Below are 14,766 nucleotides of genomic sequence, written 5' to 3' on the forward strand. Positions count from 1 at the left end.
TCGTAAAAGAGCCCGAAATAGGCGTCGTCTGTTACCACGAGAATTTTTTTGCCGGATTCTGCAATTTCTCTGATCCCTTTTATCAGGGTGGCGGCCTCGCTTTTTGAAATGGCGTAGCCGGTGGGGTTTTGTGGGAAATTTAAAAGCACAATGGCTTTCCCGGTTTTTTCGGCTTCATCCCGTACCTGCTCCATCAGCCCTTCCGTATTAAATCCGCCTTCGGGCGTGAAGATGGGGTAGTGGCGCAACCGGATGCCGAGGCGGACATTCATGATGAGGTTGTAGTTGCCCCACATCATGTCCGGCAAGATCACCGTGTCTCCGGCATCGCACCAGGTTTCCGCAAAAACACTGATGGCATGGGTAATGCCGCAGGTGACTACGGGCAGAGAAACGCTTTTTCCCTTCAGGGAAGGATTTTTCTCGAACAGGGAGGCCTGCCAGGCTTTCCGAAGCTCTGGAATTCCAAAGGAAGGGGCATAGGTCAGGGATTCTTCCGGACGATAATTCAGGCCATCCATGACCGATGGAAAGCACATGATACCGCCATCTTCCCGTGCGATGCCGATGGTGGCATTGATGGCATGGGCTTTTTCCTTTGCTTCGGCGCTCTGGCTGAGAATGCCTTTGGGAAAGAAGAGATTTTTTCCCACGCTGGACAAAAGTTCAAGGGTTTTTGGATTTCCATTGGAAAGAGCTGCGTTCAGTTGCTCGGCTAAGGGATTCATGTCTATCCTTGGCAAAAGGTCGGTTTTTATTGGCGTATGGCTGACTCTGGTGACAGGCCATCGGGTGACCGCACGCATATGCCCTGACAGGCAGGATTTAAATCAGGAAAGCCCATGTCCTTAAAAAATAAGGATGGGCTTTTCCGGTTGCGGGATGTCAGTACCTTGTGGGACAGGCAATGGTTTCCTGCGTGTCTGTGTGACGCTTCTTAGAATAAAAGCCACAGTTTCTGTCCTCAAATATCTGGATTAAAACAGTGCTGTTACGAAAAAAACAGCGGCGTTTCCGGGGCAGGCACAGATACGCTCACAGGACAAAAAAAGGGCTTTATTTCTTGCATTACTTGCGTTTGGATGCCTTAAGCGGGTTGATTTTCTTTTTGTCTGCCGCTGCTTCCGTTTTCAGATGGGTTGCCATATTGCAGTTACCCAGTTTCCATTTGATGGAAGGGTCGGGGAATACCGTACAATAAATGCCGCTTTCCTGTTCCGTAATGCGGGCACAGCCCATGCAGGTTTCAACGGCTGAAAGACAGGTGCCTCCGGTATAGGAACAACCGCTGGTTTTCATGAAAACACAGTCCTGGCCTTTACGTGTCGTGGTGCAGATCATAGGGTGAACTCCTGGTTCCTTAAATAATGATAAACTTCTGATATAAATGATACGGACTCGGATTCTGAACAATGGTTGAACGGAAAACATATTCCGATGCTTAAGATATCCGCATCCTTGCGGAACTGAATGCCATCTTTCTTTGTATCAGGAAAAATATGGCCCCGTTCAGTCACCGGATCAAAAACCCTGCAACAATAAAAAAAGGAAGAGAGCTTGTCAATTTGAAAACGCAACTTGTTTTTTTCAGTTTTTTTTAAGCCTTGAGCTGAAGATGAAATTGATTCATGTTTTGCTTGGGTTTATAGTGGCTCCCCGGTTATGGAATGAGTCGGCAAAATATCTTTGTTCGTGTATTCCCATGCGGGCTTTCAGGGAGACTGCAAGACCTGCGGGTAAGTGTCCGACATGCTTTGAATCTTCGGGAAGTGCCGGTTCTCTCTGTTCTTTCCGGTGGTGATCGTAACTGTTCAGCACAGTTTTTCAGGTACCATACCTGCAAGGCAGATGCACAGGCCCCAGGCTATTTGCCCGTGACGCAATCTTATTCGGGAGCTTCTTGCCCTGTGCGGAAGCGGCAAAAACTCCCCGCCACAGGCAGGATGAGCTTTTTGATTACCATGGCAGGCCTTGGTACGCTGCCTTTGTGGCGGCTCAGACAGTTTGCCGCTTCTTTCGCACAGGCCTGCAAAGCTCTGATCCGAAACGATTGCAATGTCACTTGCAAATAGCCACGGAGCCTTGCAGCCGTAAGACGCTGCTGCAACTACAGGCAAAATCCTTACCATGCAATTTCTTTGACTGGAGGTTTGCATGGCTGCAGGTTCTGGCTGAAAGTTTGTGGTAATCAGATTGATTTTTGTGGCTGTTTTTTTGATAAAGAAGCCATGGCAACCCTAAATGTTACTGGGAAACCTCCATTATGATAAAAGAAATCAGAGAAGTTCTTGAAATTGAAGCGCAGGGTATCCTTGATTTTGCTGCAAGGGTGGATGCCTCCTTTGAAAAAATGGTGGAAGCGGTATTTGCCTGTAAGGGCAGGCTTGTGGTTGCAGGTATTGGAAAGTCGGGACTTGTGGGCCGTAAGATTGTGGCGACCCTGATTTCCACGGGGACCCATGCAATTTTTCTGCATCCCGTGGAAGCCATGCACGGGGATCTGGGACTTGTGGGCAGCGGGGATGTTTTTCTGGCCCTTTCCAATTCGGGGGAAACCGAAGAGCTGAATGTCCTTTTGCCCAGCATTCGTCACATGGGTTGCCCCATTCTGGCCATGACGGGGAATGCCAGCTCCACGCTGGCCCGGCAGGCGGATGTGGTGGTGAATGTGGGGGTGGCCAGGGAAGCCTGTCCCCTGGGACTGGCACCGACCACATCCACGACGGTTCTTCTGGCCGCAGGGGATGCACTGGCCGTGGCCCTGATTAACAAACGCCAGTTCAAATCCGCTGATTTTAAAAAATTTCATCCGGGCGGTGCCCTTGGGCAGCGTCTGGCCAGCCGTGTGGGTGATCTGATGCTCACGGAATCCCTGCCCCGGGTGGTGACGGGAACACCCCTTGCGGAGGTGCTGGAGCTGATGGATCATGTTTCCCTTGGTGCCGTGATGATAACCGATGAAAAGGGATATCTTCAGGGAATACTGACCGACGGTGATGTGCGGCACCTTGTGGCTTCGGGTAAATGTGGCAAGGGCAGGCTTGAGGATATGATGACCGTCAGTCCCCGCTGCGTGGCACCGGAAAGTCCTGTTTATGACGCCCTGAACACCATGGAAGAACATCAGATAACCGTTCTGCCCGTTGTGGACGCCTCAGGAATGCTTGTGGGTATGCTGCATCTGCATGATATCCTTGGTAAAGGAGCCTTTAAGTTCCATGCAAGGCTCTGAAGGCAGAAGATTATTTTTGTAATTATTCGGCACAGTTTATTCCGAACTGCCAATGCTGTAATTGCAGCAGCTTCGTATGCTGCAAGGCTCCCTGGCTATTTGCAGGTGACATTGCAATCGTTTCGTATCAGAGCTTTGCAGGCCTGTGCATCTGTCCTGCAGCTATGGTACCTGGAAAACTGTGCTGAACAGTTACGTTTTTTTGAAAGGATACCCTTTGTGGATACAGAGATTTTGAATCTCGGAGTCTGCTCCCTTGCCTCCCCCCTGCGTTTTACCCATGGGGGGCGTTTTGTTTCCGATGATGCACGCATTCTGAAGAGCCTTGATCTTTCTGAAATTCTTTGTGCCGCAGGGCAGGGGAAAGAACCTGTGAGTTTTGAGGCCGCAGGTCCGAGGGAGCGCATTTATTTTGATCCTGCCCGTGTCCGGGCAGCCATTGTCACCTGTGGGGGGCTTTGTCCGGGGTTGAATGATATTATCCGCTCCCTTGTCATTGAATTGTATCATCGCTACGGCGTGGGGAATATCACTGGTATCCGCCATGGCCTTCAGGGTTTTATGCCGGAAGCGGGCCATGCACCTCTGGAGCTTACCCCGGCTCTGGTGGAGCGTATTCTGGACATGGGAGGGACCATTCTTGGGTCTTCCAGGGGGCCGCAGGATTTTGACCGTATCTGTGATGAGCTTGAGCGTGCAGGTGTTCAGCTCCTCTTTATGGTGGGGGGAGACGGAACCCTCACGGCGGCCCATCTGCTGGCAGAAACGGTGCGGAAAAGGGGCATGGATCTTGCCGTGGTGGGCATTCCAAAAACCATAGACAATGATATCGCAATAACGGAAAGAAGCTTTGGTTTTGATACGGCCGTGGAAGAGGCCACACGGGCTGTGCGCAGTGCCCATACGGAGGCCGTGGCTTATCCCATGGGTGTCGGTCTTATCCGGCTGATGGGGCGTCACTCCGGTTTCATAGCCGCCACCGCGGCCCTTGCCCAGCAGGATGCCAATTTTGTACTGATACCGGAAGTGCCCTTTGATATGGATGGGGAAGGGGGGCTTCTGTGGTCTCTGGACCGGCGTCTTGCCGAAAGGGGCCATGCCGTTATTGTGGTGGCCGAAGGGGCAGGGCAGCATTTTTTTGGAGAAAGGGAAGGGCTGAAAGATGCTTCAGGCAACATGGTGCTGAAGGATATCGGCCTCTTTCTCAAGGATGCCATCGAGGGTTATTTCAGGGCAAAGGATCAGGTCATTGCCATGAAGTACATTGATCCCGGCTACATGATCCGCAGCCTGCCCGCCAATGCCGGAGATTCCGTTTTCTGCAGTTTCCTGGCCCGTCACGCCGTACATGCGGCCATGGCCGGTAAAACGGATATGCTGGTGGGCTGTATCAATGGTGCCTTTGTGCATCTTCCCCTTGCCCTTTGTGCGGGGAGGCGGCGGCACGTGGATCCCGGCGGTCCCCTCTGGCAGGCGGTTCTTGAAACAACGGGGCAGGGTTCCCTCAGGGGGGTGTGATCTGGCTGTTATAAAATCGTCGTAAGTATTCAGCACAGTTTATTCCGAACTGCCAATGCTGTAGTTGCAGCAGCGTCTTACTGCTGCAAGGCTCCGTGGCTATTTGCAAGTGACATTGCAATCGTTTCGGATTCCGGCACTCAAGCCATAAATCCAAAGCCAATAATTTAGAACAATACAACTTTGTTGAGCTTGAGTGCCGGATTGCGTCACGGGAAAACAGCCTGGGGCCTGTGCATCTGCCTTGCAGGTATGGTACCTGAAAAACTGCGCTGAACAGTTACATTCAAGGAGAAAAAATGCAGAAAATCAGACCCGGAGTCCTTGTCATATGCGGTCCCACAGCCAGCGGTAAAACCGAGATGGCCATGGGACTCAGCCGCCTTTTCAAAGCCCGCATCCTCAGTGCCGACTCCATGCAGGTCTACCGTTATATGAACATCGGCACAGCCAAACCGGATCCGGAGGAACTCAGACAGTTTCCCCACGCAGCCATTGATATTATCAATCCGGATGAGGCCTTTGATGCAGCGGCCTTTGCAAGGCTTGGAAGAAAAGAAATTGAACAGAATGCCGGGAACGGTTTTCTCACCATTGTTGCCGGTGGTACAGGTCTTTATATAAAGGCCCTGCTTCAGGGCCTTTTCCGGGGGCACCCCGCCGACACCGAAAGTCTTGCCAGACTGGAAAGGGAAGCAGAAAAAACAGGGTCAGCCTGCCTCCATGACCGCCTGTCCCGGAAAGACCCTGAAGCTGCGGCAAAGATCCACCCCAATGACACCTTCCGCATCATACGGGCCCTTGAGTTTTTTGAAGCCACGGGAAAAACCATTTCAAACCACCAGCAGAAGCACGGCTTTTCGGACAGACCCGACTATGCGGTGGTAAAAATCGGCATTCTCACGGACAGAAAAATACTCTATGAACGTATCAACAAGCGTGTGGACCGCATGCTGGAGCAGGGCCTTGAGCAGGAAGTAAAAAAACTTTTTTCCATGGGCTATGGTCCGGAGCTGAAAAGCATGCAGGCCATCGGTTACCGCCATATGGCAGACATTCTTCAGGGAAGGGTCAGCCGGGAAGAAGGCATCAGACTCCTGAAAAGGGACACCCGCCGCTATGCAAAACGCCAGTACACCTGGTTCAATGCGGACCCTGAAATCCTCTGGACAGCCCCGGATACCTGGGAAGATATGCTTCCTGAAATAAAAGAAAGACTGCGCTCTCAGGGAGCCTCGTTTTCCTCATCAGCACCGGCCTGATGCACACGGGCATTGAAAGCCTCAACCCCCCTGTTGTATTCCCTGCGCCTCTGCTCATAGGCCTTCCGGTCCTCCTCAAAGGCCGCAACCTCCGCATTATGGGCAGCCACGGCCTCCCTGTCGGCTTTCGTAAGGGCCTCCACCCTTTCCTCAAGGACCTTTTGCCTTTCCCCAAGAGATCTGAACGCTTCCGCAAGGGCTTTGCGTTCCGACTCAAGAAATGCCGCTTTCTCTTCCATTGAAACCGGCTCTGCAATGGCTTCGGCGGCGTCCAGATCATGACCTGCTGGTTCCGCTTCCCCTGTGCCACGGCTTTCAAAACGCAAAACCGCCTCGCGGTCCTTTTCAGGTAAACGGGAAAGGTCATCGGTGAAAACAATTCTGCCCGCTTCATCCCTGTACTGATAAAATTCCGCACCGGCATGGTTTACGAGAAAAAAAAGGCCCATACCCAAAAGGACCATGATTTTTGTCTGCATACTGCCCCCTTTTCTTCTGCTTGAAAAATTGAAAAAACCAATTCCCTTTTGCCTCACGCCATGATCTTAGTGTATATAGACTTTCAGTTTTTATGACAAGAACAGGAAAAAAAGCCTGCTGTCCGACCAGCTCCCACCATCAACCCATGGAATGACTGCTGATTTTATGAAAAAACATTTCACAGCCAAGGCCACCCTGCAAGGGCTCTCCCTTTTATGTCTTCTATGCCTTTTTATTTTTACCGGATGCGCCAGACCGCCTTCCCTGACGGATATTTCAAGGCAGACACCCGAAGAAAAAAGCTTTGAATCTGCTGAAAAACTCTATGCAAGCGGGAAAAGGGAAGAGGCCAGAGAAGCCTACCTGCATTTTCTGACCAGCCATCCGGATCACCGCCATGCGCCGGAGGCCCTTTATAAACTCGGCTCCCTTTATGCGGCGGAAGGCAATGGCAGCAATGCCAGATATTATTTTAGCAGACTGATTCAGGGCTATCCCGAAAGCAACTTTTTCCCCGAAGCCCTGCTGGCCCGCTGCACTTCCTGGTACACAGAAAATCAGAGCGAAAAAGCCTTTGAATGCATCCAGCATGCAAGGCAGAGGACAGACCAGCCGGAAATACACATTCGTCTGGCAATGCTGAACGCAGACATCCTTACCAACACAAACCGCAGCCAGGAAGCCCTGGAAAGTCTTGTGCTCATTTTTCCCACAGCGCCGGAAGCCCTGAAACCCATACTGTTGGATAAAATTTTCAATCAGACCCGGACAATGGAACCCGAAACCATTCTTTCCACCATCCCCCTTGCGGCAGAACCTGAACCCTTTGCAAGTCTCATGCTGGCCAGAGCCATCCGTCTGGCGGAGTCAGGCCGCTACCGCAGCGCAGAAGAAATCCTTGAAGATTTTCTCAGCCGACACCCCCGTCATGCAAGAAAAAACATGGCCGAAGACCTCAGAAGCGCCCTCATGGATAAAGAAGAAATTGATCCTTTGGCCATTGCCTGCCTCCTCCCCCTCACCGGCCGTTTCGAACCTTTTGGGAATCAGGCCCTCAGGGGCGTGGAAATGGCCATGATGCTCTACACCCAACAGGAAAATGCTCTGCCCGTCCGCATTCTGATAGAAGATACCCGTTCCGACGATGATGCCGCTTCAGAAGCCATACGAACCCTGAATGATAAAAAAATCATGGCTGCCATGGGCCCCCTGGCCGCCTCCCCGGAATCCTTTCAGACGGCAGCCGACCTTGGTCTCCCCCTGATCACCCTGACCCAGCAGGAAGGGGTGACGGACATCGGTCCCGGAATTTTCCGGCACTTCATGACACCGGCCATGCAGGTCCGTGCCCTGGTTTCCCATGCCATGAACCGCCGCAACCTTTTCCGTTTTGCCATTCTCCACCCCGATGACAGCTACGGGCAGAGTTTCCGGGATCTTTTCTGGGATGAGGTGGAAAACATGGGTGGACGCATCACGGGCGTTGAAAGCTACCCTGAGCGGAGTACGGATTTTTCCGAACCCATCCGCCGCCTGACGGGCCTTCACCTTCCCCTTCCCGAAGATCTCCGCCCTCCGGCTACCGAAGGGGAAGAGAAAAAAGAACCGGAACCGGTCATCCAGTTTGACGCCCTCTTCATTCCGGACAGTGCCCAGCGCTCAGGCCTGATCCTTCCCCAGCTGGCCTATCACGATGTGGAAGGCGTACAGGTGATGGGAACCAATCTCTGGCACAGCCCCCGCTTCATTCAGATGGCAGGAAGCCATGCCCGGGGCGTTCTGCTGCCAACGGGATTCCATGCGGGAAGCACCCGCCCACAGGTACTTGAATTTGTTGAGCTTTTTAAGGAGACCTACGGAGAGCCTCCCGGCTACATTGAAGCCGTGGTCTTTGACACCCTGATGTTTCTCTTCCAAACCCTGGAAAAGACCCCCTACAGCCGGTCCGAATTTATTGAGTCTGTCATGGCGTCCGAGGCCTACGACGGCGTCACGGGCCGCATCCGTTTCTCAGAAAAACGGGAATCCATGACACCGCCCTTCATCCTTGAAATACGGGGAGGCAATTTCCGTGAAGTCCTTCCCTGACAATTCTTCAACCGGTATACCATCCTACGGGCATTACAGAGTCCTCACCCTGGCCCTCAGGGGACTGGGCACACCTTTTCTCTGGGCAGGCATGCATGCGACAGGACAGGAAAGGCGCTACCGGCAGCTCAGGGGCAGGCTGCCTTTTCTTGAAAAAAAAAACAACACCAGTCCTCATATATGGATACACGGTGCCAGCCTGGGAGAAGCCGGGGTCACCGAGTCTCTGGTACAGTACCTGCGCAGCCTTTTCCCTGAAGATATCTGCTTCACCCTTTCCGCATGCACAAAAACAGGCATCGCCATGCTGGAAAAACGGCTTTCTGCCGTGGCAACCCCCGTTTTTGCCCCCCTGGATCTTCCGGGATGGCCCGAAGCCGCCCTTGAAGCAAGGCCTCCGGATATTATGGTCTTCGTGGAAACGGAAATATGGCCCAACTGGATACGGGCCTGTACAGACCGGAAAATCCCTGTACTCATGGTCAATGGCCGGATTTCTCCAAGATCCTTTCCCCGCTACCTGAAACTCCGTCCGCTTTTAAAGGAAATCTTCAATAAAATGGCCGGATTCAGCATGATCAGCGATAAAGATGCAGAACGCATTCTTAAGCTGGGAGCCCCCTCGGAAAAGGTATGGGTCTGCGGGAACGCCAAAAGGGATCCTTTTTTTCTGACAGGCACCCCTTTACCCATTGACAGGGCCGGACTGGGGCTGAAGGAAAACACGCCCCTCTGGATCTGCGGCAGCGTACGCAAGGGAGAAGAAATCCCCCTTACAGAGGCCTTTATAAAAACCAGAGAAAAATTTTCCGATCTCCGCATGATTCTGGCCCCCCGCCACCTGAAGCGCCTTGAAGGGATGGAAAAAAACATTGCCAGAAAAGGCCTTTCCCACCAGCGCCGCAGCCATGGTCTGCCCCTTTCTCACCCCGTCCTCTTCCTTGACACCATGGGTGAACTGCGCAGCCTCTATGCCCTGGCCGATGTGGTTTTCTGCGGCGGCAGCCTTGTCCCCGCAGGAGGGCAGAATCTTCTGGAAGCCGCAGCCTGGGCAAAACCCATCCTTTTCGGTCCTTCCATGGAAGATTTTTCAGAAGAAAAAAAACTGCTCACGGAAGCAGGAGCCGCCTTTGAAATCAGGGATGCCGATACCCTTAGCCAAAAACTCTGCTTTTTTCTGCGCTTTCCTGAAAAAGCCAGAGAAGCGGGGGAAGCGGGCCTGAACGCCCTCAGGAAAAATCAGGGGGCCCTGTCCTGCCACACCCATGCCATCATCAGGCTTTTGCAAAAATAGCTCCATTCTGACGATTTGTAACTTCTGAGCAACTTGAATTTAGTTCTTTTAATTCAAAGACTTAAAGAATGTCCAATTATCCGCCACTGATCGAAATTAGTTTGAATCCTGCACAAGTTACTCTATGACAAGACGCCCTGGCAGGGCGTGAGCTGCTTCTGAGTAACTTCAAAAGTTCCTTTATGACAAAACGCCGTAACACGGCGTGGGTTGCTGTTCAGCACAGTTTTCCCGGTACCATACCTGCAAGACAGAGGCACAGGCCCCAGGCTGTTTGCCCGTGACGCAATCCGGCACTCAAGCTGAAAAACTCAAGCCCTTTACGGGAGCAAGAATGCCTATGGATCTTGAGTGCCGGAATCCGAAACGATTGCAATGTCACTTGCAAATAGCCACGGAGCCTTGCAACAGTATGAATCTGCTGCAACTACAGCATTGGCAGTTCGGAATAAGCTGTGCTGAATAATTACCCTTGAATAAAAGGGCGGTGCGGCCGGGCCGATTTCAGGGCCGTATTAAAGCGGAAATTTCCGGAAAAAAACAGGGTAAATTTTCCTGTCAGGGCTTGAGATCCCCACAGGACAAATGTATTGACAACATTGGTGTTAGTCGATAAGGATTGGCGTGCTAATAGAATTCATAAATGCTTGTACGGATTCTGGCGCTTGTTTCCGGTGCTGAAACCGGAAGGCGTCAGGCAATATGGGTATTTGTAACGTTGCAGATTTCCTTGAAAACGCTGGATAATGGGGTGGCGGAAAAAGGGATCTGCAGAATCGCTACAGGAGAATAGACCATGTCGAAGGAAGTTATTGGATCCGCTGTCGTCGTGGGTGGGGGTATCACCGGGATGCAGTCGGCGCTGGACCTGGCCGATGCCGGGTACTATGTGTATCTGGTGGAAAAAGGGTCGTCCATTGGTGGCGTAATGTCCCAGCTGGACAAGACCTTTCCGACCAACGATTGCGCCATGTGAATTATCTCACCTAAACTGGTCGAGGTCGGCCGGCACCTGAACATTGAATTACTGACTTTAAGTGAAGTAACGTCCATCAGCGGTGAAGCAGGAAATTTCGAGGTCGAAGTTTTCAAGAAGCCCCGTTACGTGGATATGGACAAATGTATTGCCTGTGGTGCGTGTACGGAAAAATGTCCTAAAAAGATTGATGATCTGTACAATGCGTCCTTAAAAAAGCGTAAAGCCATTTATGTGGAATACGATCAGGCAGTACCCCTGAAGTATGTCATTGATCCGGCCAGCTGTATCAAGCTGACCAAGGACAAATGCGGCAATTGTGCAAAGATCTGTCCTGCCGATGCCATCAATTATGATGACAAGCCGGAAACCCTGAAGCTGAACGTGGGCTCCATTGTTCTGTCTCCGGGTTTCAAGCCCTTTGATCCAACCATCTTTGATACCTACCAGTATGCCAAATTCCCCAATGTTGTGACCTCCATGGAGTTTGAAAGGATTCTTTCCGCCTCCGGTCCCACCATGGGGCACCTTACCCGCATGAGCAAGGATCATGAGGAACCGAAGAAAATTGCCTGGTTCCAGTGCGTGGGTTCCCGTGACATGAACCGCTGCGACAACGGGTACTGCTCATCGGTATGCTGCATGTATGCCATCAAGGAAGCCGCCATTGCCAAGGAACACAATGGTGATGACCTTGACTGCGCCATCTTCTACATGGACATGCGTACCCACGGCAAAGATTTTGAGCGCTACTATGAGAACGCCAAGAAAAAGGGCGTTCGCTTCGTCCGCAGCCGGGTGCATACCATCAATCCCATTCCGGAAACCGATTCCCTTGAGGTTCGCTATGTGACCGATGACGGTCGTCTTGAGACGGAAGTCTTTGACATGATCGTTCTTTCCATCGGCCTTGAAACGGATCCTTCCACGGTGAAGCTGGCCAATGATCTGGGGATCAAGCTGACCAGGGGCAACTTTGCAGAATACGAGACCTTCAAGCCCGTAGCCACCTCCCGTGAGGGGATTTTTGTGGCGGGTGCCTTTGCGGGTCCCAAGGATATTCCCCAGGCCATGATTGACGCATCGGCTGCGGCTTCTGCTGCGGGCGAGCTGCTGACATCGGCCAGAAATACCCGTACCAAAACCGCAGAGGCTGTTCCGGAATCAAATGTTGCCGGTGACCGCCCAAAAGTGGGGGTTTTTGTCTGCTCCTGTGGTTCCAATATTGCTGGTACCGTGGATGTGAAGGCGCTGGCAGAGTATGCGGAAAGCCTGCCCTATGTGGAATATGTGACCAACAATCTCTTTGCCTGTTCCCAGGATACCCAGGATAAAATGGCGGAGATCATCAAGGAAAAGAACCTGAACCGGGTGGTTGTGGCGGCATGTACGCCCAAGACCCATGAGGGGCTGTTCCAGGAAACCCTGATCAATGCAGGCCTGAACAAATACCTCTTTGAGATGGTGAACATCCGTAACCATGATTCCTGGGTACACAAGGAAACACCGGATCTGGCAACGGACAAGGCTAAAGATCTGCTGCGCATGGGCGTTGCCAAGGCCTCTCTGTTTGAACCCCTCCGTGAAGGCGAACTGAACGTCAATCAGACCGCCATGGTGGTGGGGGGCGGTGTTGCGGGCATGACCGCAGCCAAGGCCCTTTCCAGTCAGGGATACCAGACCCACATCATTGAAAGATCAGACTGCCTCGGTGGTCAGGCCCTGAATCTCTTTAAAACCATCAAGGGCGAAGATGTGGCGGAGAAGGTGGCGGATCTTGAAAATGCCATCAAGGTGGATGACAGAATCACCGTTCACCTGAACACGGAAATTGCCACCGTTGACGGTTTTGTGGGCAACTTCAAAACCCAGCTCAAAGGCGGTTCCAAGCTTCTTCTGGAACATGGCATTGCTGTCATGGCCACAGGAGCTTCTCCCCTGCAGCCCACAGAGTATATGTATGGTGAAGATCCAAGGGTTCTCACCAGTCTTGAGATGGATATCAAGTTTAAAACCAAAGATCCCATTCTGGACTCTGCGGAAAGTGCTGTGTTCATCCAGTGTGTGGGTTCCCGTCAGCCGGATCGTCCCTACTGTTCCCGCGTTTGCTGCACCCACTCCATTGACAATGCTCTGGAGCTGAAAAAGCATAAGCCGGATATGGATGTCTTCATTCTGTACAGGGACATTCGCAGCTACGGAGAAAAGGAATACCTTTACCGTGAGGCAAGGGATGCGGGTGTGATCTTTATCCGCTACGAGCTGGATGCAAAGCCTGTGGTGGAAAAATCCGGTGACAGCCTTGTGGTGCGTGTTAAGGATCATGTGCTGGGTCGCCCCCTGGAGCTGAAGGCAGATATTCTGACACTGGCTTCAGCCGTTCTTCCCAATAGAAACGAGGCGCTGGCCCAGTTCTTCAAGGTACCCATGAATGATGATGGCTTCTTTGTGGAGCGCCATGCCAAGCTTGGACCCAGCGAATTTGCAACAGACGGTGTCTTCCTTGCGGGTACGGCCCACTATCCCAAGCCTCTGGATGAGACCGTAGCCCAGGGCAGGGCGGCTGCAGCAAGGGCCGTGACACTGCTGGCCAAGCAGAAGGTGTATACCTCCGGTCAGGTGGCCAGGGTGGATGCTGCCGTGTGTTCCTCCTGTGGTATCTGCGTGAGCGTATGTCCCTATTCTGCCCCCAGCTTCATGGATACGGGCTATTATGCGGGCAAGGCTGAAATCAATCCCGTTCTCTGCAAGGGCTGCGGCCTTTGTGTGGCGGCCTGCCGCAGTGGTGCCATCCACCATGGCGGTTTTGACAACAGCCAGATTTTTGCGCAGATCTTTACCATGAGTGCATAACCAAATTCCTTTCAGAGCGTTCTTTTACGGATGCTCTGGAAGGATTCTATCATAAGGAGAAACAGCCATGAGCTGGGAACCTAAAATTGTGAGTTTCCTTTGCAACTGGTGCAGCTACGGTGCGGCGGATCTGGCAGGCGTAAGCCGTTTTCAGTATCCCCCCAACATCCGGGTAATCCGCATCCCCTGCACGGGTCGTATGAGTCCGAAATTTTTCCTTTCCGCTTTGAGGGAAGGTGCCGATGCCGTATGGGTATCCGGCTGACATCCTGGTGACTGCCATTACCTGGAAGGTAATTACTATGCACGCCGCAGATTTCAGCTGTTCAACGACCTGATGGAACACATGGGTGTGGAACAGGGTCGTCTCCATTATTCATGGATCTCTTCCGCCGAATCCACCAAGTTTGTGGAAGTGGTCAAGGAAGTAACGGATGCTGTAAAAGCCGTTGGTCCCAATACTAATTTTGTGAAGCGTTACATGAAGGAAGCGGAATAATGAGCGGAAACATCGACAGGATTAAAGAGATTGCCCGCGGCCTTCTCGAATCAGAGAAGGTCGATGTCGTGATCGGCTTCAAAAAGGGAACGCTTCCCGTCATGAGTGAGCCGACCATCATCCGTAAGGCATCGGATACAAAGGATCTGATCTGGGACGCGACCTGCCGTCTCAATCTGTGCAACTACCTCACGGGCCGCAAGGACCGCATCGGTATCATTGCCAAGGGCTGTGATGCGCGTAACATTGTGGGCCACATTGTGGAAAACAAGATCAAGCGGGATCAGCTTGTGATCATCGGTGTTCCCTGCACGGGCATGGCGGACAAAAAAGCCCTTCCCGACCTTGCAGGCGGTGAGGTAACCGCCTACGCCGAAGCCGGAGATCAGATCACGGTGAAGGGCCCTGCGGGAGAAAAGACCGTCAGCAGGGCAGATGTTCTCCAGTCCAACTGCCGCACCTGCATTCAACGCAACCCTGTAATCTTTGATGAGATGGCAGGGGAGCCCGTGGAAGAACTTGCCCCTGATAATCGTTTTGCGGACGTGGAAGCCATCGCTTCCA

Annotated in this window: 10 protein-coding genes and 1 pseudogene; 8 read left to right on the forward strand and 3 right to left on the reverse strand. The window is 52.3% G+C overall.

The features are described from left to right. Both LZ24_RS16100 and LZ24_RS16105 read right to left on the reverse strand, forming a co-directional pair. Window positions 1-728: aminotransferase class I/II-fold pyridoxal phosphate-dependent enzyme (locus tag LZ24_RS16100; RefSeq protein WP_144686745.1), on the reverse strand; the 728-nt coding region annotated here is incomplete at its 3' end. Between the two features lie 340 nt (window positions 729-1,068). Further along, entirely contained in the window at window positions 1,069-1,341 is a 273-nt protein-coding gene (locus LZ24_RS16105; RefSeq protein WP_144686746.1) for a PxxKW family cysteine-rich protein, read from the reverse strand. A 922-nt stretch (window positions 1,342-2,263) separates the two neighbouring features. On the opposite strand from LZ24_RS16105, the gene LZ24_RS16110 reads away from it, so the two are divergent. The 3 genes from LZ24_RS16110 to miaA all read left to right on the forward strand — a co-directional run bounded on the left by LZ24_RS16110 (window position 2,264) and on the right by miaA (window position 6,012). Continuing rightward, the gene (locus LZ24_RS16110; protein ID WP_144686747.1) at window positions 2,264-3,232 is read left to right on the forward strand and encodes a KpsF/GutQ family sugar-phosphate isomerase; all 969 of its coding nucleotides are present in this window, start codon (window positions 2,264-2,266) and stop codon (window positions 3,230-3,232) included. A 219-nt stretch (window positions 3,233-3,451) separates the two neighbouring features. Then, window positions 3,452-4,750, forward strand: coding sequence for an ATP-dependent 6-phosphofructokinase (locus LZ24_RS16115; RefSeq protein ID WP_246118626.1), 1,299 nt, complete (start codon window positions 3,452-3,454; stop codon window positions 4,748-4,750). Between the two features lie 299 nt (window positions 4,751-5,049). Beyond that, window positions 5,050-6,012: a tRNA (adenosine(37)-N6)-dimethylallyltransferase MiaA gene (miaA, locus tag LZ24_RS16120; protein ID WP_144686748.1), complete on the forward strand. Its 963-nt coding sequence runs from the start codon at window positions 5,050-5,052 to the stop codon at window positions 6,010-6,012. Here the strand turns inward: miaA and LZ24_RS16125 are convergent. After that, a complete protein-coding gene (locus tag LZ24_RS16125) occupies window positions 5,976-6,491 on the reverse strand; it encodes a DUF4124 domain-containing protein (protein ID WP_144686749.1) in 516 nt (171 codons plus the stop codon). The genes miaA and LZ24_RS16125 overlap by 37 nt on opposite strands. Window positions 6,492-6,657: 166 nt before the next feature. Between LZ24_RS16125 and LZ24_RS16130 the strand changes: the two genes are divergently transcribed. The 5 genes and pseudogenes from LZ24_RS16130 to LZ24_RS16155 form a co-directional block, all read left to right on the forward strand. Beyond that, on the forward strand, window positions 6,658-8,580 hold the full coding sequence (locus tag LZ24_RS16130; protein WP_186443214.1) for a penicillin-binding protein activator: 1,923 nt from the start codon (window positions 6,658-6,660) through the stop codon (window positions 8,578-8,580). Further along, on the forward strand, window positions 8,564-9,874 hold the full coding sequence (locus LZ24_RS16135) for a 3-deoxy-D-manno-octulosonic acid transferase (RefSeq protein WP_144686751.1): 1,311 nt from the start codon (window positions 8,564-8,566) through the stop codon (window positions 9,872-9,874). Before LZ24_RS16130 ends, LZ24_RS16135 begins: the two co-directional genes overlap by 17 nt. A 796-nt stretch (window positions 9,875-10,670) precedes the next feature. Further along, window positions 10,671-13,703 carry an FAD-dependent oxidoreductase gene (locus LZ24_RS16145; RefSeq protein ID WP_186443215.1) on the forward strand — a complete coding sequence of 1,011 codons (3,033 nt, stop codon included), beginning with the start codon at window positions 10,671-10,673 and terminating at the stop codon, window positions 13,701-13,703. A gap of 67 nt (window positions 13,704-13,770) precedes the next feature. Next, window positions 13,771-14,202 (forward strand): hydrogenase iron-sulfur subunit, encoded by a 432-nt coding sequence (locus tag LZ24_RS17700; RefSeq protein ID WP_150136689.1) that lies wholly within the window; start codon window positions 13,771-13,773, stop codon window positions 14,200-14,202. Next, window positions 14,202-14,766 (forward strand): annotated as a pseudogene (locus LZ24_RS16155) (4Fe-4S ferredoxin); the annotation flags it as partial. The gene LZ24_RS17700 and the pseudogene LZ24_RS16155, both read left to right, overlap by 1 nt.

Origin of the sequence: Desulfobotulus alkaliphilus (genome assembly GCF_007830435.1) — a bacterium.
GTDB classification, from domain to species: domain Bacteria; phylum Desulfobacterota; class Desulfobacteria; order Desulfobacterales; family ASO4-4; genus Desulfobotulus; species Desulfobotulus alkaliphilus.